The organism is Pseudomonas fluorescens (genome assembly GCF_041354075.1).
GTDB classification, from domain to species: domain Bacteria; phylum Pseudomonadota; class Gammaproteobacteria; order Pseudomonadales; family Pseudomonadaceae; genus Aquipseudomonas; species Aquipseudomonas fluorescens_CE.
Genome location: NZ_JARZGC010000007.1, coordinates 80,502 through 102,817, shown reverse-complemented (window position 1 = coordinate 102,817; position 22,316 = coordinate 80,502). Strand labels below are relative to the sequence as shown.

Genomic DNA, 22,316 nt, shown 5'->3' with positions numbered 1-22,316 from the left:
TGACGCTGCCGCGAATAACGCTACATCATCATCATTCCTGGGTGGCCAGGTAGTTTTTGATCGCTTGCCGATTGGCCTGGCTGAACTTGTAACAGGTGGACCTGATCTTGTTCGGGTCGGCGATCATGTACGTCTCACACCACCAGCCGTTGTACTGGACTTCGGCATCGTCATGTTTAGCGCCCAGCAAGTGACCCACTTCATGGCCGACGTTCAAGTATCGGCTTAACGACGAAATGGCAAACTTGCCAGTGCTGGTGGGCGGGTAGATAAGTGCAGCGCCCCCGGTATGTTCATTGATATTGAATTGGGTGAGTAGGACGACCTGACTCAAGCTGTTGGTCGTAAAGCCTTTCGATTCCGCTTCTTTCAAATAGGTGTAACCCAGGCTCTCCCATTTTTTCAGGACTTTCAACGTATCTGTGTCTCTGTAATCGAAGCTGCTGTAAGGTTCTCCGGAACCCAGGACAATTTTGACTTTCCTGCCGGTAAAGCCTTCAAGTTCGGCGACCAGGTGGGCGAAGTAATCCGGGTAAATACTCTTCCTGGTGTCCGATGGAACATCATTGTGGATAAGGGCGAAAATAGTGATTTCGTTTTTATTCATGGTCTTGTTAATCATGGTCAGGTGATTCTGGTTTATATGTTCAGTTGGTTAAAGTTAGTTGGTTTTTTGCGCGATAAAAATTAACGCTGATGCGCAACTTTGGCGAGTGCAGGTCTATTTCCGGCTATTGCCGAAGTGCGGTTTTATGCTCGGTATTAGTTGAAGGGTTGATTGATAAAGTTAGTTTCATCCGGCGAATCCGCTGATGTTGTTGCTGCCGTTCAGCTGTTGACCTTTGAGTCAATAATTGGCCCTTTTGCGGCAAATGACAGATGGTCGAAACGGGGGCTGTTTATCTGTCGTATTGCGGTATACTGCGCGGCCTTCGGCCGGTCCTTCCGGCCATTTTTCGTACAATTCAAGCCACGCATTTTGCGTGGCTTGTTGTTTTTGACGCGCCTGCGGGCGCCCAGAGAGAAGAGGCACGACGATGAGTGCATTGGTTGGCGTGATCATGGGCTCCAAGTCCGATTGGTCCACCCTTAGCCACACCGCCGATATGCTGGAAAAGCTCGGCATCCCTTACGAGGTGAAGGTGGTTTCCGCTCACCGTACCCCGGACCTGCTGTTCCAGTACGCCGAAGAGGCCGAAGCGCGGGGCATCGAGGTGATCATCGCCGGCGCCGGAGGCGCAGCCCACCTGCCGGGCATGTGTGCGGCCAAGACCCATCTGCCGGTGCTGGGCGTGCCCGTGCAGTCGTCTATGCTCTCGGGCGTCGATTCGTTGCTGTCGATCGTGCAGATGCCTGCGGGCATCCCGGTCGCCACCCTGGCCATCGGCAAGGCGGGCGCGATCAACGCCGCCCTGTTGTCGGCGAGCATCCTGGGCGCCAAGCACCCGCAATTCCACACGGTGTTGAAAACCTTCCGTACCGAACAGACAGACAGCGTGCTGGACAATCCAGACCCACGTATCGCCTGAGGTTGTTGACGATGAAGATCGGTGTAATCGGTGGCGGCCAGTTGGGTCGCATGTTGGCGCTGGCGGGCACTCCGCTGGGCATGAACTTCGCTTTCCTGGACCCTGCGCCGGATGCCTGCGCCGCTGCGCTGGGCGAACACCTGCGCGCCGACTATGGCGATCAGGATCACCTGCGCCAGCTCGCCGATGAGGTCGATCTGGTGACCTTCGAGTTCGAAAGCGTGCCGGCTGAAACCGTGGCGTTCCTGTCGCAATTCGTCCCGGTCTACCCGAGCGCCGAAGCCCTGCGCATCGCCCGTGATCGCTGGTTCGAGAAGAGCATGTTCAAGGACCTGGGCATTCCGACCCCGGCGTTCGCCGACATCCAGTCGCAAGCTGATCTGGACGCCGCAGTCGCATCCATCGGCCTGCCGGCCGTGCTGAAAACCCGCACCCTGGGTTACGACGGCAAGGGTCAGAAAGTCCTGCGCACGCCTGAAGATGTGGTCGGCACGTTTGCCGAGCTGGGCAGTGTCGCTTGCCTGCTGGAAGGCTTCGTACCCTTCACCGGCGAGGTGTCGCTGATCGCCGTGCGTGCTCGCGATGGCGAAACGAAGTTTTACCCGCTGGTGCACAACACCCACGACAGCGGCATTCTCAAGCTCTCCGTGGCGAGCACCGATCACCCGTTGCAGGCCCTGGCCGAAGATTACTCCAGCCGCGTGCTCAAGCAGCTGGATTACGTTGGGGTGATGGCGTTCGAGTTCTTCGAAGTCGATGGCGGCCTCAAGGCCAACGAAATCGCGCCGCGCGTGCACAACTCCGGGCACTGGACCACCGAAGGCGCCGAATGCAGCCAGTTCGAGAACCACTTGCGGGCCGTCGCCGGCCTGCCGCTGGGTTCGACGGCCAAGGTCGGCGAGAGCGCGATGCTCAACTTCATCGGCAAGGTGCCGGAAACGGATAAAGTCCTGGCCATCGCCGATTGCCATCTGCACCACTACGGCAAGGCATTCAAGGCCGGACGCAAGGTCGGTCACGCCAACCTGCGTTGCGCCGATCGCGAGACGCTGGCCGCGCAGATCCTCAAGGTCGAAGCGCTCATCGCCGAGTAGTTTCAGCTGGCTGCGGCGGAACCATTCAGGGCCCGCCGTTCTCTGATGGCAGTATGCGAAAGTCTGACTAGGCTTTCGCATAGCCATTCAATCAGAGGGAAATGCCATGGGAATTATCGGAACCATCTTTATCGGCTTGATCGTTGGCCTGCTCGCCCGGTTCCTGAAACCTGGGGATGACAGCATGGGCTGGATCATGACCATCCTGCTCGGTATTGGCGGTTCGCTGGCGGCGACTTACGGCGGCCAGGCCCTGGGTATTTATCAGGCAGGTCAAGGGGCCGGTTTCATCGGCGCGCTGATCGGCGCCATCGTCCTGCTGGTGATCTACGGCCTGATCAAAAAGAACTGATTCACGCGACAAAGCCCTCTCTGACAAATGCGCGGGGAGGGCTAGAATGCTCGGCGTCGTAACGTCCTCCTCCTTGCCGAGCACCTTCATGCGCCGTCTTTTGTTGACTCTTGTTCTACTGGGTTCGGGCCTTGCCCACGCTGGCGAACTGCCGGAAACCGACTGGCTCGAATTGATGCCCAAGTCCGACCAGAAAGCCCTTGAGGCCATGCCCGAAATCGATCACAACTCCCCCGAAGCCGATGGCACCTTTACCCAAAAGGGCGGCATGAAGCAGAGCAAAGGCCTGCCGGCGGTGATGTATTCAACCAAAACCGTGCCTTCGATGAACGACAAGCGTATTCGCATCGGCGGTTATCCGGTGCCGCTGGAGTCCGACGCCAAGGGTCGCAGTACGCTGTTCTTCCTCGTGCCCTACCCGGGTGCGTGCATCCACGTGCCGCCTCCGCCGCCCAACCAGCTGGTGCTGGTACGTTATCCGCAGGGGTTGAAGCTCAATGACATCTATACGCCGTTGTGGGTGACCGGCACGTTGAAGATCGAGACGGTCAACAATGATCTGGCCGATGCGGCCTATGCGCTGGATGCGGCGAAGGTGCGGGTGGTGAAGGAATCGGATTTGTAATCTGCCATTCAGGCAGACAAAACTCATAATGTGGGAGCGGGCTTGCTCGCGAAGAGGGCGTGTCAGGCAACATGAACGTTAACTGACGCCTCTTCGCGAGCAAGCCCGCTCCCACATTGGATCATGGTGTTACAGAGATTTGCTGCCGAGACTCACACCCAGGGTATGACTCGCCCCAGGCGCCAGCGCCACCACATCATCCATCACATTCGCGGTCTCGATGCACAGCATGCGTTGCCAGCCATCGTCCGCCATGTCGCTGAAGGCTGCCGCCCGGTCCACCCACGGATTCCAGATCACCGCCGAGCGCGAGCCCCGGCTGGTCAGCTCGATGCGCCGCTCCCAGGCGGGATCGACAATGCTCAGGGTCGGCGGGGTATCGAGGTAGATGCGGTCGGTCTCGCCGGCAAAATGCAGGTCACCGACCTGAGGCTTGGCCTTCCAGTCTTCGAGCGTTTCGATGTAGGTCAGGCCATCGAGCCCCTCGACGTGCACCTGGCGCACATCGCTCACCGCGAAATACGTGTGCAGCGCCTGGCTCAGGGTGACGCTGTCAGCGCCCCGGTTGTGGCTGGTCAGGTCGATGTGCAACTGCTCGTCCAGACGAATCACCAGGCTCAGGTCCACCTGATGCGGCCAACCGGCAAAGCCGCCCTCGGGGTAGGGCAGGGTGAATTCCACTTTGAGGCTGTCGCCTTCGGTTTCGATGCCTCGCAGCGTCCAATCCATCGCCCGGACAAAACCGTGGGCCGTGGGCGGCTCGCTGCTGGTGCGCATGGCCTGCACGCTCTGCGGGTTGCGCGCCAGATTGCCGAACCACGGCCAGCACACCGGCACGCCGGCGCGGATGTTATTGCCGGTCCTGAATACGGCCTCGTCGTTGAGCCAGATCAGCGGCGGTTGCCCGACCCGTTGATAACTGAGGATGTGCGCACCTTGCTGGGCGACCAGCAATTCGGCCTGACCGTGGCGAATGCGCCAGCAGTTCAGTTCATCCAGCTTGACCGTTTCAACGTTGGGCGTGCTCATGGGGCCACTCTCTATCGGTAACAGGACTGCAATGGACCGCAAAACAGGGGCTGTGTTTAACGCGCGCGTGGCGGAACCGAACGGGTGCGGCCACTGCCGTCGATGGCGACGAACACGAACACGGCTTCCGTGACCTTGCGCCACTCGCTGGACAGCGGGTCGTCGCTCCAGACCTCGACCATCATCTGGATCGAGCTGCGGCCGATTTCCAGTGCCTGGGTGTAGAAGGACAACTGGGCGCCCACTGCAACCGGAACCAGGAACGCCATGCGGTCGATGGCGACGGTGGCCACGCGGCCGCCGGCGACCTTGCTGGCCATTGCGGTGCCAGCCAGGTCCATCTGTGCCACCAGCCAGCCGCCGAAGATATCGCCGAAACCGTTGGTTTCACGCGGCAACGCGGTGATTTGCAAGGCCAGGTCGCCCTGGGGGATTGGATCTTCTTGTTCGAGCTCTATCATGCCGGGGGTGCCTCTGACCCGTGACTCTCATTGTTTTTCAAGGTGAATAGCCGTCTGAAGAAAAACGATTCAGCCCCGAACATACTCTGTTCGTCACGTTTTTCGTAAGGCGCCTGAAGGGAAACTCTGCGAAACCGCCTGAATCCCGGCAGGCGTTTTCGCACAGCAACCCCTTGAAACTGTCGCAAGACGACGAGTATATCGGTCGATAGACTCCGAGACGACCGTCCGGTTCTCATTTTGACCGTCAAATACGCGCCTCTATGTGCTTTTTCGAACAATTTGCTATCGTGCCGGTCCTGCCCAAGCCCCGGCCAGCGTTGTCGAGGTTGCAGATCCGACTATAAAGAGAAGCCTTGCCATGACCACAGCGCCTTCGAGCATCGCGCAGCCGACCCAACCCGCACGACCGCTGACCCGCAACGACTACAAGACTTTATCGCTGTCTGCCCTCGGCGGCGCGCTGGAGTTCTACGACTTCATCATTTTCGTGTTCTTCGCCACGGTGGTGGGCAAGCTGTTCTTCCCGGCCGACATGCCCGAGTGGCTGCGCCTGATGCAGACCTTCGGCATCTTCGCCGCCGGCTATCTGGCGCGACCGCTGGGCGGCATCGTGATGGCGCACTTCGGCGACCTGCTGGGGCGCAAGAAGATGTTCACCCTGAGCATTTTCATGATGGCGGTGCCGACCCTGATCATGGGTCTGTTGCCGACCTACGCGCAGATCGGCCTGTGGGCGCCGATCCTGTTGCTGCTGATGCGAGTGATCCAGGGCGCGGCGATTGGCGGTGAAGTGCCGGGCGCCTGGGTCTTCGTTTCCGAGCACGTACCGCAGCGGCATATCGGCTACGCCTGCGGCACCCTGACCAGCGGTCTGACGGCGGGCATTCTCCTGGGTTCGCTGGTCGCCACCGCGATCAACAGTCTCTACACACCGGTGGAGGTGTCGGATTACGCCTGGCGCATTCCGTTCCTGCTCGGCGGCGTGTTCGGCTTGTTCTCGGTGTACCTGCGCCGATGGTTGCACGAAACCCCGGTGTTCGCCGAACTGCAACAGCGCAAGGCCCTGGCCGAGGAAGTGCCGTTGCGGGCGGTGTTGCGTGACCATCGCGGGGCGATCGTCATTTCCATGTTGCTGACCTGGCTGCTGTCGGCCGGCATCGTGGTGCTGATCCTGATGACGCCGACGGTGTTGCAGACGGTCTACCACTTCTCGCCGACCACGGCCCTGCAGTCCAACAGCGTGGCCATTGTGATGCTGAGCTTCGGTTGCATCATTTCAGGGGCCCTGGCGGACCGCTTCGGCGCGGGCCGGGTCTTCGTGTTTGGCTGCGCGGCCCTGCTGGCCAGCTCCTGGACCTTCTACCACAGCCTGGCGGACCACCCTGAATGGCTGTTTCCGATGTATGCCCTGACCGGCCTGCTGGTGGGCACCATCGGCGCGGTGCCCTACGTGATGGTCAAGGCCTTCCCGCCGGTGGTGCGTTTCAGCGGTCTGTCTTTCTCCTATAACGTTGCCTACGCCATTTTCGGTGGCCTGACGCCGATGGTGGTCAGCCTGCTGCTGAAGGAAAGCCCGATGGGGCCGGCGTACTACGTGGCGGTGCTGTGCGGTGTGGGGATGCTGCTGGGTGCTTATCTGTGGAAGAAGGGGCGTTAAGCTCCAGATTCTTCAGCGCTCCTGGCGCCCTCATCGCGAGCAGGCTCGCTCCTGCAGGCTCAACGCAATTCCTTGTAGGAGCGAGCTTGCTCGCGATGGGGTCGATACAAATTCCCGCGATGGCCACGATGATGGCCTTTCATCCAATTGTCATATTTCAGCCATAGAGTGTTCATACGGCCTGCCGATACTTGGCCCCCGACTTAACACATCTGCTAGGAGTAAGGCATGAAACTGAAGCGTTTGATGGCGGCAATGACTTTTGTCGCTGCTGGCGTTGCGACTGCCAACGCGGTTGCCGCTGTTGACCCTGCTATCCCGAGCTACACCAAGACCACTGGTGTGTCGGGCAACCTGTCCAGCGTCGGTTCCGATACCCTGGCCAACCTCATGACCCTGTGGGCCGAGAACTACAAAAAAGAATACCCGAACGTCAACATCCAGATTCAAGCCGCCGGCTCGGCCACCGCGCCACCTGCCCTGACTGAAGGCACCTCCAACCTGGGCCCTATGAGCCGCAAGATGAAGGACACCGAACTCGCGGCCTTCGAGCAGAAGTACGGCTACAAGCCAACCGCTATCCCGGTGGCCGTGGACGCCCTGGCTGTCTTCGTGCACAAGGACAACCCGATCCAGCACCTGACCATGGAACAGGTTGACGCGATCTTCTCGTCCACCCGTCTGTGCGGCGCCAAAGCCGATGTGAAAACCTGGGGTGACCTGGGTGTGACCGGCGACCTGGCCAACAAGCCGGTTCAGCTGTTCGGTCGTAACTCGGTATCCGGCACCTACGGCTACTTCAAGGAAGAAGCCCTGTGCAAAGGCGACTACAAGGCTAACGTGAACGAACAACCGGGTTCGGCTTCGGTCGTGCAGTCGATCAGCTCGTCGCTGAACGGCATCGGTTACTCGGGCATCGGTTACAAAACCGCCAGCGTGAAAACCGTGGCCCTGGCCAAGAAAGGCGGCACCGAGTTCATCGAAGACACCGAAGAAAACGCCCTGAACGGCAAGTACCCGCTGTCCCGTTTCCTGTACGTCTACGTCAACAAGGCCCCGAACAAGCCTCTGGCCCCGCTGGAAGCCGAGTTCGTGAAACTGGTTCTGTCCAAACAGGGTCAGGAAGTGGTTGTGAAAGACGGCTACATCCCACTGCCCGCCAAGGTCGCTGCAAAAGCACTGGCTGACCTGGGTCTGCAGGAAGGCGGCTCTGTCGCCAAACAGTAACAATCCGGGTTCAGGATAATCCTCCAAGACCCGTGTGGGGACGGCAATGACCCTCCCCACACCTCGAATTTCAAATCCGCTGCTGGTTATGCCGGCGGCGGATTTGTCGCGTCACTGCACTGTCATCTTTCTGTCATACAGGATCGCTAGGGTGTGCGAATGAATGATCTGGCCAATTCCAACATGACTACAAATCCCCCCAAGCGCATTGATTTCAATACGCCTGAGCTGCAACGCAAGCGCCGCATTCGCGCGCTCAAGGATCGCCTGACCCGTTGGTATGTGCTCGTTGGCGGCCTCGCCGTGCTGGGTGCGATCACCCTGATTTTCTTCTTCCTGGCCTACGTCGTCGCGCCCCTGTTCCAGGGTGCCAGCCTGACCGCCAAGGACGCGATTACGCCCGCCTGGATGCAGGACGCTGGCAAGCCGCTGATGATCTCCCTGGAAGAACAGAACCAGGTGGCCATGCGGGTTTCCGACAAGGGCCAGGCTTTGTTTTTCGATATCGACAGTGGCGCTGAGCTCAAGCGCGTCGATCTGCCGGTTCCGGCCGGCGTCAGCGTAACCTCCATCGGCGAAGACCAGCCCGGCCATCCCTTGGTCGCGGTAGGGCTGTCCAATGGCCAGGCCCTGGTGTTCCGTCACACCTATAAAGTCAGCTACCCGGACGGCAAGAAAACCATCAACCCGGCCATCGAGTACCCCTACGGCGAGGCGCCGATCGCGCTGAACGAGGCGGGTGGGGCGCTGGAGCATGTCAGCCTCAATGCCACCGATACCACGCTGATGCTGGTGGGCTCCACCGGCTCGCAACTCAATGTGCTGTCGCTGACCAGCGAAGAGAACATGATGACCGGCGAAATCACCAGCGAGCAGAAGCGTATCGAGCTGCCGCAGATGACCGAGCCGGTGAAACACATCTTCGTCGACCCGCGTCAGCAGTGGCTGTACGTGATCAACGGTCGTGCCCAGGCCGACGTGTTCAGCCTGCGCGACAAGAGCCTCAACGGTCGCTACAAGCTGCTGGAAAACGGCGAGGCGCAAGTCACCGCCGCCACCCAGCTGGTGGGCGGTATCTCGCTGATCATCGGCGACTCCAAAGGCGGCCTCGCCCAATGGTTCATGGCCCGCGACCCGGATGGCGAACAACGCCTGAAGCAGATCCGCACCTTCCAGATGGGCAGCACACCCATCGTTGAAATCACTGCCGAAGAGCGTCGCAAGGGTTTCATCGCCCTGGATGCGTCCGGCAAGCTCGGCGTGTTCCACAGCACCGCGCACCGCACCTTGCTGGTGGACCAGGTGGTGGACGGCCAGGGCCTGTTCGGTCTGTCGCCTCGCGCCAACCGCGTGATCGTCGAAGCGGGTGGCCAGATCAAACCGCTGCTGCTCGACAACCCTCATCCGGAAGTGTCCTGGAGCGCGCTGTGGAGCAAGGTCTGGTACGAGAACTACGACGAGCCTAAATACGTCTGGCAATCGACCGCAGCCAACACCGATTTCGAACCGAAGCTGAGCCTGTCGCCGCTGACCTTCGGCACCCTGAAAGCCGCGTTCTACGCCATGTTGCTGGCCGCACCCCTGGCCGTTGCCGCCGCGATCTACACCGCCTATTTCATGGCCCCGGGCATGCGCCGCAAGGTCAAGCCGGTGATCGAGCTGATGGAAGCGATGCCGACCGTGATCCTCGGCTTCTTCGCCGGTCTGTTCCTTGCGCCGTACGTGGAAGGGCACCTGCCGGGCATTTTCAGCCTGCTGATGCTGTTGCCGATCGGCATCCTGATCGCCGGTTTTACCTTCAGCCGCCTGCCTGAGTCGATCCGCCTGAAAGTCCCGGACGGCTGGGAAAGTGCCCTGCTGATCCCGGTGATCCTGTTCGTGGGCTGGCTCTCGTTGTACATGAGCCCGTTCCTGGAGAACTGGTTCTTCGGCGGTGACATGCGCATGTGGATTTCCCACGACCTGGGCATCACCTACGACCAGCGCAATGCGTTGGTGGTCGGCCTGGCCATGGGCTTCGCGGTGATCCCGAACATCTACTCCATCGCCGAAGACGCCGTGTTCAGCGTGCCCCGTGGCCTGACCCTGGGCTCCCTGGCCCTGGGCGCCACGCCGTGGCAGACCATGACCCGCGTGGTGATTCTCACCGCCAGCCCGGGCATCTTTTCGGCGCTGATGATCGGCATGGGCCGCGCGGTCGGTGAAACCATGATCGTGCTGATGGCCACCGGCAACACCCCGGTCATGGAAATGAACCTGTTCGAAGGCCTGCGCACCCTGGCCGCCAACGTCGCGGTGGAGATGCCCGAGTCGGAAGTCGGCGGCAGCCACTACCGCGTGCTGTTCCTCTCGGCGCTGGTGCTGCTGCTGTTCACCTTCGTCATGAACACCCTCGCGGAACTGATTCGTCAGCGTCTGCGCAAGAAATACTCGTCGCTTTAAGAAAGGTAGAAGTCTGTGAAACAGAACTCCCTGAAAGGATGGTTCAAGAGCGGCGCCCCCGGCGTCTGGATCAGCGGTGGCGCGGTGTCCATCGCGGTCATCATGACCATTGGCCTGTTGGCGGTGATCGCCGTGCGCGGTCTGGGTCACTTCTGGCCGGCGGACTTGATTCACGCCAGCTACGACGTACCGGGCCAGGGCCAGCACCTGGTCGTCGGCGAAGTGGTACAGAAGGAAGAAGTGCCGCGCGCCCGCCTGAAAAGTGCCGGCCTGCCAGTGCCCGACCAGGGCCCCGAATTCATGACCCGCGAGCTGATCAAGGTCGGCAACCGTGACCTGAACGGCAACGACTTCACCTGGGTGGTGGGCGAGTGGCTGACCAACCAGACCACGCCGGTCGAGCTGATGGCCATCGAGCGGCGCGAGTGGGGCAACTTCTACGGCTACCTGGTCAACGTCAAGCAGGATGGCAAGGTCGTCGCCGAAGGCGAAGCGGCATGGCCGGAACTGCAGGCGCGGATCGATCGCGTGAACAAGCTTGCCGCTCAGCTCAAGACCCTTGAGAAGTCCGACATCGGCGCGATCAACTCGGGCCTGGAGCGCATTCGTCTGCACGGCCGCAAGCTGGAGCTGGAAGGCCGCATGAGCCCCGCCGCGCAAGCGGACATGGAATCCGAGCGCGCCGAGCTCAACGCCCGTTACCAGGAGATCGAAGCGCGCCTGACCGACCTGCACGCGCAGTTCAACCGTGACTCGATCACCGCTCGGGATGCCAACGGCAAGGAACTGGAAATCAGCCTGGGCAAGGTGGTGCACGCCTACCAGCCGAACGCGATGGGCACCTTCACCAAGATCGGCTTCTACTTCAGCAAGGTCTGGGAATTCCTCAGCGACGATCCGCGGGAAGCGAACACCGAAGGCGGGATCTTCCCGGCGATCTTCGGCACCGTGATGATGACCCTGATCATGGCCATGATCGTGACGCCGTTCGGTGTGCTGGCGGCGGTGTACCTGCGTGAATATGCCAAACAGAACACGCTGACCCGGGTGATCCGCATCGCGGTGAACAACCTGGCGGGCGTTCCGGCGATTGTCTACGGCGTGTTCGGCCTGGGCTTCTTCGTCTACGTGCTGGGCGGCTCGGTCGACCGGCTGTTTTTCCCCGAAGCACTGCCGGCACCGACCTTCGGTACGCCGGGCCTGCTGTGGGCCTCTCTGACCCTGGCGCTGCTGGCGGTGCCGGTGGTGATCGTGGCCACCGAAGAAGGCCTGGCGCGAATTCCCCGTACGGTGCGTGAAGGCTCGCTGGCGCTCGGCGCGACCAAGGCGGAAACCTTGTGGAAGATCGTGCTGCCGATGGCCAGCCCGGCGATGATGACCGGCATGATCCTCGCCGTGGCCCGCGCCGCCGGCGAAGTGGCGCCGCTGATGCTGGTGGGCGTGGTGAAACTGGCGCCGTCGCTGCCACTGGACGGCAACTACCCGTACCTGCACCTTGACCAGAAAATCATGCACCTGGGCTTCCACATCTATGACGTCGGCTTCCAGAGCCCGAACGTCGAAGCCGCGCGGCCGCTGGTGTATGCCACCGCGTTGCTGCTGGTGCTGGTGATCGCCACGTTGAACCTGTCGGCCGTGTGGATCCGTAACCACCTGCGGGAAAAATACAAAGCGCTGGATAGCTAATCACCACCCCCTGTAGGAGCTGGCTTGCCAGCGAAGCTTTGGCGTCAGTAAGTACGCCTTCGCTGGCAAGCCAGCTCCTACAGAGGATCGGTGCAGCACACAGAATTTGAGTAACCCGCAGGCCCGGTCTGCGGCATCCGAACCGAATTTGTCAGCACAGGGAGCCTCCCATGCAGCACGAAACCCATTCCCACGGCATCAACATGTCTGCCCTGGGTCGCGACAAACAGAGCCTTAACCTGGCGCAGGAAACCGTGGCCATCGAAGTGCCGGGGCTGAACCTGTTCTACGGCGACAAGCAGGCGCTGTACGACGTCAGCATGAACATCCCGAAACAGCGCGTGACGGCGTTCATCGGCCCGTCCGGCTGCGGCAAGTCCACGCTGCTGCGCACCTTCAACCGCATGAACGACCTGGTCGACGGCTGCCGCGTGGAAGGTGAGATCAACCTCTACGGCAACAACATCTACCGCAAGGGCGAGGACGTGGCAGAGCTGCGTCGCCGGGTCGGCATGGTGTTCCAGAAGCCCAACCCGTTCCCGAAAACCATCTACGAAAACGTGGTCTACGGCCTGCGTATCCAGGGCATCAACAAAAAACGCGTGCTCGACGAAGCGGTCGAGTGGGCACTGAAAGGCGCGGCGCTGTGGGATGAGGTCAAGGACCGCCTGCACGACTCGGCACTGGGCCTGTCCGGTGGTCAGCAACAACGTCTGGTGATCGCGCGCACCATCGCCGTGGAGCCGGAAGTGCTGCTGCTCGACGAACCGTGCTCGGCACTCGACCCGATCTCCACGCTGAAAGTCGAAGAGCTGATCTACGAGCTGAAATCGAAGTTCACCATCGTCATCGTGACCCACAACATGCAACAGGCTGCCCGTGTCTCCGACTACACGGCGTTCATGTACATGGGCAAACTGGTGGAGTTCGGTGATACCGATACCCTGTTCACCAATCCGGCGAAGAAACAGACCGAAGACTACATCACCGGTCGTTACGGCTAGGACATCGTGGTTGTTCACTGAACTGACGCTGCGGTCCACCGCACCTTACCGGACGCCCCAAGGACGCCAACAATGATTAGTAAAGAAGGCCTTACCCATCACATTTCCGCGCAATTCAACGCCGAGCTCGAGGAAGTGCGCAGCCACCTCCTGGCCATGGGCGGGTTGGTGGAAAAGCAGGTCAATGACGCGGTGACCGCGCTGATCGAGGCCGATTCCGGCCTGGCCCAGCAGGTGCGCGAGATCGACGAACAGATCAACCAGATGGAACGCAACATCGACGAAGAATGCCTGCGCATTCTGGCCCGTCGTCAGCCGGCGGCGTCCGACTTGCGTCTGATCATCAGCATCTCGAAATCGGTGATCGACCTGGAACGCATCGGCGACGAATCGACCAAGATCGCCCGCCGCGCCATCCAGCTGTGCGAGGAAGGTGAAGCGCCGCGCGGTTACGTCGAAGTGCGCCACATCGGCGACCAGGTGCGCAACATGGTGCGTGATGCTCTGGACGCCTTCGCTCGCTTCGATGCCGACCTGGCGTTGTCGGTGGCGCAATACGACAAGATCATCGACCGCGAATACAAGACCGCCCTGCGCGAGCTCGCCACCTACATGATGGAAGACCCACGCTCTATCTCGCGGGTTTTGAGCATTATCTGGGTGCTGCGTTCGCTGGAGCGCATTGGCGACCACGCGCGCAACATCTCGGAGCTGGTGATTTATCTGGTGCGCGGCACCGATGTGCGTCACATGGGCCTCAAGCGCATGAAGGAAGAAGTTGAAGGCACAAGTGGTGAAACCGCTAATGTTCCGGGCGAAGCTGACGATAAATAAGATTGCCCTAGTAAAGCGCCCGGTCTTTTGGCCGGGCGTTTTTGTTCACGGGTCAGAATTCGACAGCAGCACCCGCGAACGAAAAGTCCCGGCGTGACTGAAGGTTTATGGCTAACTGCCATCAGTAAAGCGGTATGCTTGCCAGGATTTTTTAAAGGGGTGATGGATGAGTAAGGTCAGTGTGTTGGTCGTGGACGATGCGTCGTTCATTCGTGACCTGGTGAAGAAGTGCCTGCGTAACTACTTCCCGGGCATTCGCATCGAAGACGCCATTAACGGCAAGAAGGCTCAGGCCCTGCTGTCGCGGGAAGCGTTCGACCTGGTCCTGTGCGACTGGGAAATGCCGGAAATGTCCGGTCTGGAACTGCTGACCTGGTGCCGCGAGCAGGACAACCTCAAGACCATGCCCTTCGTGATGGTGACCAGTCGTGGCGACAAGGAGAACGTCGTCCAGGCGATCCAGGCCGGGGTTTCCGGTTACGTCAGCAAGCCGTTCACCAACGAACAACTGCTGACCAAGGTCAAGCAGGCACTGAACAAGGTCGGCAAGCTCGACACCTTGATGAACAGCGCACCGACCAAGATGAACTCGGCGTTCGGCAACGACTCCCTGCAAGCCTTGACCGGCGGCAAACCGGCCGTGGCCGCCGTCGCGTCCGCGCCCGCTGCGGCGCCAGCACCGGCCGCCGCCCCCTCCCGTGGCCTGCTCAACAGCCCGCCGGTGAAAGCCCCGACGCCAGCCGCCACCACCGCCAACGGTGGGCGAGGCCAGGGCCAGTTGCGCCTGCCCAATGGCGTGCAGCAATGCGTGATCAAGGCCCTGAGCCTCAAGGAAGCGCTGCTGGTGGTCAAGCGCGCCGAAGCGCTGCCGCAAGTCCTCGACAGCGCGGTGCTCGACCTGGAGCAGGGCGACAACGCTGAAGTCGCGCGCCTGAACGGCTACCTGCACGCCATCGTTGCCCACGAGCAGAAAGCCGACAGCGAATGGCTGCAACTGACGTTCCGCTTTGTCGACAAGGACGCACAGAAACTCGATTACCTGTCCCGCCTGATCGCCCGTGGGACGGCGCAAAAGCACTTCGTCCCAGGCGCATGATCCTCATCGCCTGACAGTCCACCTTCGCGCGCCGGCTCGCTGCCACGGGGAAATGCGTTTCCTTGTGGGGGCGAGTCGGGCCTTGCGAAGGGGGCATCCAGCAGCCCGCCCTGCCTCGTTTCACCCTCCGCCTATCCGATAACTCAACGCTCGTCGGCGGTGCAACTCGCACTGCAACCTCTGCCGACTACCCGGGTCCATTGCAGCTGCTAGGCTCTTTCCCAAGTCTTACTCGACAGAATTCTGCCCATGCTCGCGCGTCTGATGTTTTTCTGCGGTCTTTTCATGGCTTGCGCCCAGGCGTCGGCCATGACGATCTACAAGTCCACCGACGCCAACGGCGTGGTCTCCTATAGCGATCGCCCTTCGAAAGGCGCTCAGGTGTTCACCTTTCGTGATCGCATGGTCGAGCACCTCGAGCGCCAGGTGTATCTGGTCATCACCAAGAAAAAGGGTGCAGACAGCGTTTACGTGCGCAATGACCTGTATGCGCCGGTAGAGATCGAATTGAGCTTCGCCGGCCTGCAGAACGTCAACGGTGCGCCGAGCCGGCCGATTCGTCGGGTCATGCCCGCTCGCAGCAGCATTCGCCTGGCGCTGCTCACGGCCATGAATGCCGAGAAGCCGCTGGCCTATGTGCCAAAGTTCGAATACTCCCTGGGTGACCCTTCAGGGGCCGCCCTGGCCTATCAATACCCGTACCCCTGGCGGGGTGGGCCGTTTCGCCTGAGTCAGGGCGCCAATGGCCAATACAGTCACTTCGGACCCAGGAATCGCTACGCCATGGACATCGCGATGCCCGAGGGCACGCCGATCATCGCGGCGCGCGGCGGAGTGGTGGTGAAAACCGAAAATGCCCAGACCGGGCGCGGCACCGATCCGGCCGGCAATTTCGTCCGGGTACTGCACGATGACGGGACGATGGGCGTGTACCTGCACCTCAAGCAAGGTTCGGTCAGCGTTCGTGAGGGGCAGCGGGTGTCGGTAGGCAGCCCGTTGGCGCTGTCGGGCAACACCGGCAACAGCAGCGGGCCGCACCTGCATTTTGTGGTGCAGCGCAATACCGGGCTGGGACTGGTCTCGATTCCCTATCAGTTCAAGCAGCCGATGGGGAGTCTGCCGAACTTTGCGCTCGGCAAGCAGTGAGGGGGATTCTGGTTTATCGCGAGCAGGAGTAACGTCATCCCTGGTGGGAGCGAGCCTGCTCGCGATGAACGCGACGCGGGGTAAATCCGAACCCCTCAATCCAGCATCAACACCTTGGCCAGAATGATCTTCGGCCCCTTCATCTTCTTGATGATGATCCGCAGGCCTTCGACTTCCAGCACTTCTTCCTCTTCCGGCACCCGTTTCAGGGATTCGTAGACCAGACCGGCCAGGGTTTCGGCTTCGACGTGATCCAGGTCGATGCCCAGCAGCCGCTCGACTTTGAACAGCGGGGTATCGCCACGCACCAGCAACTTGCCCGGCTGGTAGGCGAGGATTCCGCGCTCGGCCTTGCGGTGTTCGTCCTGGATATCGCCGACCAGCACTTCCAGCACGTCTTCCATGGTCAGGTAGCCGATGATGTTGCCATCGGCTTCTTCGACCAGGGCAAAGTGCGAGCCGCCCTTGCGGAACTGCTCCAGCAACTGCGACAACGGCATGTGCCGCGACACGCGTTCCAGCGGACGGGTCAGCTCGGCCAGGTTGAACGACTCGGGAATGTGGTCCAGGGCCGCCAGTTCCAGCAGCAGGTCCTTGATGTGCAGCAGGCCGACGAACTCCTGGCGGTCGCTGTCGTACACCGGGTAGCGGCTGAACTTGTGGCGGCGGAACATCGCCAGGATTTCCTTGAGTGGCGCATTGAATTCCAGCGTCACCAGGTCTTCGCGGGAGTTGGCCCAGTCGACCACTTCCAGCTCGCCCATTTCCACCGCCGAGGCCAGCACGCGCATGCCCTGGTCGCTCGGATCCTGGCCACGGCTGGAGTGCAGGATCAGTTTCAGTTCTTCACGGCTGTAATGGTGTTCGTGATGCGGGCCGGGCTCACCCTGGCCGGCAATGCGCAGGATGGTGTTGGCGCTGGCATTGAGCAGGTAGATCGCCGGGTACATGGCCCAATAGAACAGGTACAGCGGGACGGCAGTCCACAGCGACAGCAGTTCGGGTTTACGAATGGCCCAGGATTTCGGGGCCAGTTCGCCGACCACGATGTGCAGGTACGAAATGACGAAGAACGCGGCGAAGAACGACACGCCCTTGATCACTTCGGGCGACTGCACGCCCACGGTTTCCAGCAGCGGTTCCAGGATATGCGCAAAGGCCGGCTCACCGACCCAGCCCAGGCCCAGGGAGGCGAGGGTGATACCCAGCTGGCACGCCGACAGGTAGGCATCGAGCTGACTGTGAACAGTGCGCAGGATGTGCCCGCGCCAGCCGTTCTTGTCGGCGATGGCTTCGACCCGGGTCGAGCGCAACTTGACCATGGCGAACTCCGCCGCAACGAAAAAGCCGTTGAGCAGAACCAGGATCAAAGCAAAAAGAATCATGCCGAAATCGGCGAAGAGTGTCGCGAGGGTCAAGCCAGGGGAAGGGTCCATGATGGAGTTTTGCGGGTTCCGTGTATTCGAAAAGGGGTCAATGACATGCCTGAAAGGCAGGCACAAGTCAGCCAATGTAGCGGCTGGCTTGTCGATTGCCTAGTGGCGCGTGCTGGCCGGTATCAGTCGGTCATGCTGATCGCTTGGGATTTGCTGACCTGAGCCGGGGCGAAATGGCAGGTGAACGTACTGCCATGGCCCGGCACGCTGCTGATTTCCATGCGGGCGCGGTGGCGCAGCAGCACGTGCTTGACGATGGCCAGCCCAAGCCCGGTGCCGCCGGTGTTGGAGTTGCGGCTGGAGTCGACCCGGTAGAAGCGTTCGGTCAGGCGCGGCAGGTGTTTGCTGTCGATGCCGATGCCCGAATCCTGCACGCTCAGGTGCGCGCCTTGCTCGTCGCCCCACCAGCGAATGCGGATGTTGCCCTCGGCCGGGGTGTACTTCACCGCGTTGAACACCAGGTTGGAAAACGCACTGCGCAGTTCAGCCTCGCTGCCCTTGAGGTTGATTGCCGGGTCGGCTTCCAAAGTGATGCGCTGGTTTTTCTGCGCGGATAACTGCTGGGCGTCGCTCTTGATCGATTGCAACAAGCTGTCGATGACCACCGGGTGGTTGTCCGACGGGTAATCGGTGGCTTCCAGCTTGGCCAGCAGCAACAGGTCGTTGAGCAGCGTCTGCATGCGTCCGCCCTGTTGCTGCATTTGCTGCAAGGCACGGCTCCAGCGCGGGTTCACCTCGTCGACGTTGTCGAGCAGGGTTTCCAGGTAACCGCAGATCACTGTCAGCGGTGTGCGCAGTTCATGGGACACGTTGGCGATGAAGTCCTTGCGCATCTGTTCCAGTTGATGGATGCGCGTCACGTCGCGCACCAGCATCAGGTGTTCGTTGTTGCCGTAGCGGGTGATGTACAGCTGAATGCGCACGCGGTCGTTGGTCGGCGAAGGGATTTCCAGCGGCTCGGCGTAGTTGTCCTGCTCGAAGTATTCCTTGAAGCGCGGATGGCGCACCAGGTTGGTCACCGGTTGTCCGCTGTCCTGCGGCGTCTTGAGGCCCAGCAGGGTTTCTGCCGCGCGGTTCCACCATTCCAGGTTGCCGTCGGTGTCGAGCATGATCACCGCGTCTTTCAGCGCGGCGGTGGACTCCTGGACCCGGTCGATCACCGCTTGCAGGCGCCCGCGCACCCGTTGGTCGCGACGTTGCAGGTGATAGATGCTGTCGAACACTTCGCCCCACAGGCCATAGCCGTCCGGCGGTGCTTCATCGGGTTTGTGCAGGCGCAGCCATTCGTGCAGACGCAGCAATTGCTTGAGGGTCCAGGCCAGGTAAAGACCCAGGCCTGCGGCGAGGCTCCAGCCGTAGTAGCCGGTAATCAGGCCGATCACCAGGCAAGCGGTGACCAGTAGCAGCATGTGGCGAATGAGGATGCCATGCCAGTTTTGGTTCACGTTAACGCGCGTCCTTGTCAGCTTGTCGGGCGGGAAGGTCCGGATCAGGCTTTGGTGGAGAACCGATACCCGGTGCCGCGCACGGTTTGTACCAGATTTTCGTAAGCATCGCCGAGGGCTTTGCGCAGACGACGGATATGCACGTCCACGGTGCGCTCTTCAACATAGACATTGCCGCCCCACACCTGATCCAGCAATTGGCCCCGAGTGTAGGCACGTTCCTGGTGGGTCATGAAGAATTGCAGCAGGCGGTATTCGGTAGGGCCCATCTCGGCCGGTTTACCGTCGATGGTCACGCGGTGGCTGATCGGGTCCAGCAGCAGGCCGCCGACTTCGATCGGTGCCTCGCCATCGGTTGGCCCGGCACGGCGCAGCACGGCCTTGAGACGTGCCACCAGCTCACGGGGGGAAAACGGTTTGGTGATGTAGTCGTCGGCGCCGACTTCCAGGCCCTGGATCTTGTTGTCCTCTTCGCCCTTGGCGGTGAGCATGATGATCGGGATGTCCCCGGTCAGCTCATCGCGCTTGAGGCGGCGGGCCAGTTCGATGCCGGAAGTGCCGGGCAGCATCCAGTCGAGCAGGATCAGGTCCGGCTTGCGGTCGACGATAATGGCGTGAGCCTGCTGAGAGTTCTCGGCCTCCAGGCAGTCATAGCCGGCCATTTCCAACGCAACGGCGATCATCTCGCGGATGGGCGCTTCGTCGTCGACGATCAGAATGTTCCTGCCAACCATGCCATTAACCCTCTTGTCATTTAACTGTCTTGCGCCGCATTAGATAACGGAATTATTGCAGTCGTGTGACAACATTTTAGCTGCACGGCGATTGTGGCGTTCCTGAACTATTCTCTAAGTCCGAATCCTGACAACCACAAAAGAAGGTTTCCATGACTCACTACTCGCAATCCCTTAAAGCCCTGATGCTGGCCGCTGCCCTTTCTGTGCCGGCAATGGCCTTCGCGGCGGAGCCTGCGATGATGCAAGGCGGAGTGATGACCGACCACAAGGGAATGACCCTGTACACGTTCGACAAGGACACGGGCGGCAAGTCGGTGTGCACCGGACAGTGCGCTGAAAACTGGCCGCCACTGGAGGCCAAGGCCGGTGACAAAGCCGATGGCAAATGGACGATCATCACCCGTGACGACGGCAGCAAACAGTGGGCCTACGACGGCAAGCCGCTGTACTACTTCATGAAGGACAAGGCGCCGGGCGACAAAACCGGTGACAAGATGAAAGACGTCTGGCACGTCATCACCAACACGGGTCCGAAAATGTAGGAACTGTTCCGCTCCCGGACTGTTATCACCTGTGGGAGCGAGCCTGCTCGCGATGGTCGTCAACGATGACGCGTGGCAACTGACAGCCCGCGGCGCCTGCACGACCTTCGCGAGCGAGCTCGCTCCTACAGAAATCGTGTTGGATTAGCGCAGCGCGTAATCCAGCACGATCCCGACAAAAATCGCCAGCCCCGCCCAGTGGTTATGCAGGAACGCCTTGAAGCAACGCATGCGGTCCTTGCCCCGGGTGTACCAGAACTCCCAGGCAAAACAGCCCGCCGCTACCAGCAACCCCAGGTGGAACCACACGCCCAGCTCGAACTTCGAGCCGGCCAGCAGCAGGCAACCCAGCGCCAACCCCTGCAGGGTCACGATGATCACCCGGTCCGCTTCGCCAAACAGGATGGCCGTGGATTTGACCCCGATCTTCAGGTCGTCGTCGCGGTCGGTCATGGCGTAATAGGTGTCGTAGCCCACCGTCCACAACAGGTTGGCAATCCACAGTAGCCACGCCGCCGCCGGCAACTCACCGGTTTCCGCGGTGAACGCCATCGGCATTCCCCAGGAAAACGCCATGCCCAGGACCACCTGCGGGTAGTAGGTGTAGCGCTTCATGAACGGGTAGGTGCACGCCAGCGCCAGGCCGCCGAACGACAGCCAGACCGTCGCCGCGTTGGTGCACAACACCAGCAGGAAACTGATGCCCATCAGCACCGCGAAAAACACCAGGGCTTCGCGCGAGCTGATCCGGCCGCTGACCAGAGGCCGTTGCTCGGTGCGCTTCACATGGCCATCGACCTTGCGATCCGCCCAGTCATTGATCACGCAACCGCCGGCACGGGTCAGCACCACGCCGAGCACGAAAATCACCACGTTGGCCACGGACGGCGAACCCTCGCCGGCAATCCACAGCGCCCACAAGGTGGGCCACAGCAGCAGGTAGATGCCGATCGGCTTGTCCATGCGCGTCAGCTGAATGAAATCCCAGGCCCGTGGGTTCAAGCGGTTCAGGGACTTGAGCAGGCTCTGGTACATCAGCAGTTCTCCGGGTGGGCGCGGGTGGCGAGCCACAAGGTCGGCAGGAAGATCTCGGCCACCAGCACACTCAAGGCACCACGGTCGAAGCGCGAGCGGCGTCCCCACAACTGCGGTGCCCGGGATTCCGGTGGCAGCCAGGCCTGAGGGTAGTGGCAAACCTCGATGGCGCGCCGCGCGAACGCCTGATCACAAAACAGCAACTCCCCCAGCGAACGGCTGCCCAACTCATCCATGTGCAAGCCGTCGCCCTGCAACGCGCTGCGGGCCGCCACACTTCGGGCGAACACCCAGGCTTCGCCGTGGCCGCGCAGATACACCTCGCGCACCCAGCCCTCGCTGCCTTCGGCCAGGTCCAGCGCTGCGCACTCGTCCGCGCGCAAGGTTTGCCAGCCTTCGAACAGCGGCGTCACACTGAAACCGTCGTTCGACAGGCGGATCAGCCGTCGGGTCAGCGAGCCTTCATCGAAGAGCCAGTTCAGCGTCGTGGCGTCGGGCAGGGGGTTGAGTTGGCTTTGCAGCAGCCATTGCGGGGCGGTTGTGTGTTGCACAATGAGTCATTATTGGCAGCAAATGAGGCGGCGAGCTTACCATGGCCGCTCATCATTTTGACTGATCGGGCGGCCCTGTGGGTCGAACAGGCTTGCATCTGCGGGACACGATCAGTACAAAACGCCCTGAGCCGGATGGCAACGCTGCACCATCGACCGTCCGCGCCGGCAATGCGCCTGAACCCTGAGGAAGTAGTTGAATGAAAAAGTGGCAATGTGTGGTCTGCGGGCTGATCTACAACGAGGCCGACGGCTGGCCGGATGACGGCATTGCGCCGGGCACCCTGTGGCAGGACGTGCCGGAAGACTGGCTGTGCCCGGATTGTGGCGTCGGCAAGATGGATTTCGAAATGATCGAAATCAACTGAGACCTTTCAAGGAGCAA

At 61.1% G+C, this 22,316-nt stretch carries 22 protein-coding genes; 14 read left to right on the top strand and 8 right to left on the bottom strand.

Translation table 11 applies throughout. From position 1 onward, the window contains the following. Positions 1–31: 31 nt before the first annotated feature. Complete coding sequence (locus QIW53_RS11545; RefSeq protein ID WP_371049752.1) at positions 32–622, bottom strand: hypothetical protein; 591 nt, start codon at positions 620–622, stop codon at positions 32–34. Positions 623–1,037: 415 nt separating this feature from the next. Between QIW53_RS11545 and purE the strand changes: the two genes are divergently transcribed. From purE to QIW53_RS11525, 4 genes are all read left to right on the top strand, one after another. Beyond that, positions 1,038–1,529 (top strand): 5-(carboxyamino)imidazole ribonucleotide mutase, encoded by a 492-nt coding sequence (gene purE / locus QIW53_RS11540; protein ID WP_192307174.1) that lies wholly within the window; start codon positions 1,038–1,040, stop codon positions 1,527–1,529. An 11-nt stretch (positions 1,530–1,540) separates the two neighbouring features. Further along, a complete protein-coding gene (locus QIW53_RS11535) occupies positions 1,541–2,623 on the top strand; it encodes a 5-(carboxyamino)imidazole ribonucleotide synthase (RefSeq protein ID WP_371049751.1) in 1,083 nt (360 codons plus the stop codon). Positions 2,624–2,729: 106 nt separating this feature from the next. Next, the gene (locus tag QIW53_RS11530) at positions 2,730–2,975 is read left to right on the top strand and encodes a GlsB/YeaQ/YmgE family stress response membrane protein (RefSeq protein ID WP_368556199.1); all 246 of its coding nucleotides are present in this window, start codon (positions 2,730–2,732) and stop codon (positions 2,973–2,975) included. Positions 2,976–3,063: 88 nt separating this feature from the next. Continuing rightward, complete coding sequence (locus tag QIW53_RS11525) at positions 3,064–3,600, top strand: DUF3299 domain-containing protein (RefSeq protein ID WP_192307376.1); 537 nt, start codon at positions 3,064–3,066, stop codon at positions 3,598–3,600. A 129-nt stretch (positions 3,601–3,729) separates the two neighbouring features. Here the strand turns inward: QIW53_RS11525 and QIW53_RS11520 are convergent, their stop codons facing one another. Both QIW53_RS11520 and QIW53_RS11515 read right to left on the bottom strand, forming a co-directional pair. Further along, complete coding sequence (locus tag QIW53_RS11520; RefSeq protein ID WP_371049750.1) at positions 3,730–4,629, bottom strand: D-hexose-6-phosphate mutarotase; 900 nt, start codon at positions 4,627–4,629, stop codon at positions 3,730–3,732. Between the two features lie 56 nt (positions 4,630–4,685). After that, positions 4,686–5,090 (bottom strand): acyl-CoA thioesterase, encoded by a 405-nt coding sequence (locus tag QIW53_RS11515; RefSeq protein WP_007896491.1) that lies wholly within the window; start codon positions 5,088–5,090, stop codon positions 4,686–4,688. Positions 5,091–5,451: 361 nt separating this feature from the next. On the opposite strand from QIW53_RS11515, the gene QIW53_RS11510 reads away from it, so the two are divergent. From QIW53_RS11510 to QIW53_RS11475, 8 genes are all read left to right on the top strand, one after another. Next, positions 5,452–6,750 (top strand): MFS transporter, encoded by a 1,299-nt coding sequence (locus tag QIW53_RS11510; protein WP_371049749.1) that lies wholly within the window; start codon positions 5,452–5,454, stop codon positions 6,748–6,750. Positions 6,751–6,978: 228 nt separating this feature from the next. Next, positions 6,979–7,977: a phosphate ABC transporter substrate-binding protein PstS family protein gene (locus QIW53_RS11505; protein ID WP_371049748.1), complete on the top strand. Its 999-nt coding sequence runs from the start codon at positions 6,979–6,981 to the stop codon at positions 7,975–7,977. Between the two features lie 408 nt (positions 7,978–8,385). Then, complete coding sequence (locus QIW53_RS11500) at positions 8,386–10,419, top strand: ABC transporter permease subunit (RefSeq protein WP_371049922.1); 2,034 nt, start codon at positions 8,386–8,388, stop codon at positions 10,417–10,419. Between the two features lie 15 nt (positions 10,420–10,434). After that, complete coding sequence (gene pstA / locus QIW53_RS11495; protein WP_371049747.1) at positions 10,435–12,105, top strand: phosphate ABC transporter permease PstA; 1,671 nt, start codon at positions 10,435–10,437, stop codon at positions 12,103–12,105. Positions 12,106–12,275: 170 nt separating this feature from the next. Beyond that, complete coding sequence (gene pstB, locus QIW53_RS11490; RefSeq protein WP_371049746.1) at positions 12,276–13,109, top strand: phosphate ABC transporter ATP-binding protein PstB; 834 nt, start codon at positions 12,276–12,278, stop codon at positions 13,107–13,109. 72 nt (positions 13,110–13,181) lie between these two features. Beyond that, the gene (gene phoU / locus QIW53_RS11485) at positions 13,182–13,943 is read left to right on the top strand and encodes a phosphate signaling complex protein PhoU (RefSeq protein WP_371049745.1); all 762 of its coding nucleotides are present in this window, start codon (positions 13,182–13,184) and stop codon (positions 13,941–13,943) included. Between the two features lie 166 nt (positions 13,944–14,109). Beyond that, entirely contained in the window at positions 14,110–15,039 is a 930-nt protein-coding gene (locus QIW53_RS11480) for a response regulator (RefSeq protein ID WP_371049744.1), read from the top strand. Between the two features lie 249 nt (positions 15,040–15,288). Continuing rightward, the gene (locus QIW53_RS11475; protein ID WP_371049743.1) at positions 15,289–16,185 is read left to right on the top strand and encodes a peptidoglycan DD-metalloendopeptidase family protein; all 897 of its coding nucleotides are present in this window, start codon (positions 15,289–15,291) and stop codon (positions 16,183–16,185) included. 95 nt (positions 16,186–16,280) lie between these two features. Here QIW53_RS11475 and QIW53_RS11470 read toward each other — a convergent pair whose 3' ends face one another. From QIW53_RS11470 to phoB, 3 genes are all read right to left on the bottom strand, one after another. After that, complete coding sequence (locus tag QIW53_RS11470) at positions 16,281–17,621, bottom strand: hemolysin family protein (RefSeq protein ID WP_192307161.1); 1,341 nt, start codon at positions 17,619–17,621, stop codon at positions 16,281–16,283. A 122-nt stretch (positions 17,622–17,743) separates the two neighbouring features. Continuing rightward, positions 17,744–19,030 (bottom strand): phosphate regulon sensor histidine kinase PhoR, encoded by a 1,287-nt coding sequence (gene phoR, locus QIW53_RS11465; protein ID WP_371049921.1) that lies wholly within the window; start codon positions 19,028–19,030, stop codon positions 17,744–17,746. A gap of 80 nt (positions 19,031–19,110) precedes the next feature. Further along, positions 19,111–19,800, bottom strand: coding sequence for a phosphate regulon transcriptional regulator PhoB (gene phoB / locus QIW53_RS11460; RefSeq protein ID WP_192307159.1), 690 nt, complete (start codon positions 19,798–19,800; stop codon positions 19,111–19,113). A 152-nt stretch (positions 19,801–19,952) separates the two neighbouring features. On the opposite strand from phoB, the gene QIW53_RS11455 reads away from it, so the two are divergent. Then, a complete protein-coding gene (locus QIW53_RS11455; RefSeq protein WP_371049742.1) occupies positions 19,953–20,345 on the top strand; it encodes a COG4315 family predicted lipoprotein in 393 nt (130 codons plus the stop codon). A gap of 144 nt (positions 20,346–20,489) precedes the next feature. Here QIW53_RS11455 and ubiA read toward each other — a convergent pair whose 3' ends face one another. Both ubiA and QIW53_RS11445 read right to left on the bottom strand, forming a co-directional pair. Then, positions 20,490–21,380, bottom strand: a complete 891-nt coding sequence (gene ubiA, locus QIW53_RS11450; RefSeq protein WP_371049741.1) for a 4-hydroxybenzoate octaprenyltransferase — start codon at positions 21,378–21,380, stop codon at positions 20,490–20,492. Continuing rightward, positions 21,380–21,931: a chorismate--pyruvate lyase family protein gene (locus QIW53_RS11445; protein WP_371049740.1), complete on the bottom strand. Its 552-nt coding sequence runs from the start codon at positions 21,929–21,931 to the stop codon at positions 21,380–21,382. The genes ubiA and QIW53_RS11445 overlap by 1 nt, the downstream gene beginning before the upstream one ends. Before the next feature lie 200 nt (positions 21,932–22,131). On the opposite strand from QIW53_RS11445, the gene QIW53_RS11440 reads away from it, so the two are divergent. Continuing rightward, positions 22,132–22,299, top strand: coding sequence for a rubredoxin (locus tag QIW53_RS11440; RefSeq protein WP_007954349.1), 168 nt, complete (start codon positions 22,132–22,134; stop codon positions 22,297–22,299). Positions 22,300–22,316 lie beyond the last annotated feature (17 nt).

Excerpts from the sequence above, each read along its gene's own strand:
- QIW53_RS11545 (WP_371049752.1), bottom strand. The coding sequence starts at position 622 with ATGATTAACAAGACCATGAATAAAAACGAAATCACTATTTTCGCCCTT.
- purE (WP_192307174.1), top strand. The coding sequence starts at position 1,038 with ATGAGTGCATTGGTTGGCGTGATCATGGGCTCCAAGTCCGATTGGTCC.
- QIW53_RS11535 (WP_371049751.1), top strand. The coding sequence starts at position 1,541 with ATGAAGATCGGTGTAATCGGTGGCGGCCAGTTGGGTCGCATGTTGGCG.
- QIW53_RS11530 (WP_368556199.1), top strand. The coding sequence starts at position 2,730 with ATGGGAATTATCGGAACCATCTTTATCGGCTTGATCGTTGGCCTGCTC.
- QIW53_RS11525 (WP_192307376.1), top strand. The coding sequence starts at position 3,064 with ATGCGCCGTCTTTTGTTGACTCTTGTTCTACTGGGTTCGGGCCTTGCC.
- QIW53_RS11520 (WP_371049750.1), bottom strand. The coding sequence starts at position 4,629 with ATGAGCACGCCCAACGTTGAAACGGTCAAGCTGGATGAACTGAACTGC.
- QIW53_RS11515 (WP_007896491.1), bottom strand. The coding sequence starts at position 5,090 with ATGATAGAGCTCGAACAAGAAGATCCAATCCCCCAGGGCGACCTGGCC.
- QIW53_RS11510 (WP_371049749.1), top strand. The coding sequence starts at position 5,452 with ATGACCACAGCGCCTTCGAGCATCGCGCAGCCGACCCAACCCGCACGA.
- QIW53_RS11505 (WP_371049748.1), top strand. The coding sequence starts at position 6,979 with ATGAAACTGAAGCGTTTGATGGCGGCAATGACTTTTGTCGCTGCTGGC.
- QIW53_RS11500 (WP_371049922.1), top strand. The coding sequence starts at position 8,386 with ATGCAGGACGCTGGCAAGCCGCTGATGATCTCCCTGGAAGAACAGAAC.
- pstB (WP_371049746.1), top strand. The coding sequence starts at position 12,276 with ATGCAGCACGAAACCCATTCCCACGGCATCAACATGTCTGCCCTGGGT.
- phoU (WP_371049745.1), top strand. The coding sequence starts at position 13,182 with ATGATTAGTAAAGAAGGCCTTACCCATCACATTTCCGCGCAATTCAAC.
- QIW53_RS11480 (WP_371049744.1), top strand. The coding sequence starts at position 14,110 with ATGAGTAAGGTCAGTGTGTTGGTCGTGGACGATGCGTCGTTCATTCGT.
- QIW53_RS11475 (WP_371049743.1), top strand. The coding sequence starts at position 15,289 with ATGCTCGCGCGTCTGATGTTTTTCTGCGGTCTTTTCATGGCTTGCGCC.
- QIW53_RS11470 (WP_192307161.1), bottom strand. The coding sequence starts at position 17,621 with ATGGACCCTTCCCCTGGCTTGACCCTCGCGACACTCTTCGCCGATTTC.
- phoR (WP_371049921.1), bottom strand. The coding sequence starts at position 19,030 with ATGCTGCTACTGGTCACCGCTTGCCTGGTGATCGGCCTGATTACCGGC.
- phoB (WP_192307159.1), bottom strand. The coding sequence starts at position 19,800 with ATGGTTGGCAGGAACATTCTGATCGTCGACGACGAAGCGCCCATCCGC.
- QIW53_RS11455 (WP_371049742.1), top strand. The coding sequence starts at position 19,953 with ATGACTCACTACTCGCAATCCCTTAAAGCCCTGATGCTGGCCGCTGCC.
- ubiA (WP_371049741.1), bottom strand. The coding sequence starts at position 21,380 with ATGTACCAGAGCCTGCTCAAGTCCCTGAACCGCTTGAACCCACGGGCC.
- QIW53_RS11440 (WP_007954349.1), top strand. The coding sequence starts at position 22,132 with ATGAAAAAGTGGCAATGTGTGGTCTGCGGGCTGATCTACAACGAGGCC.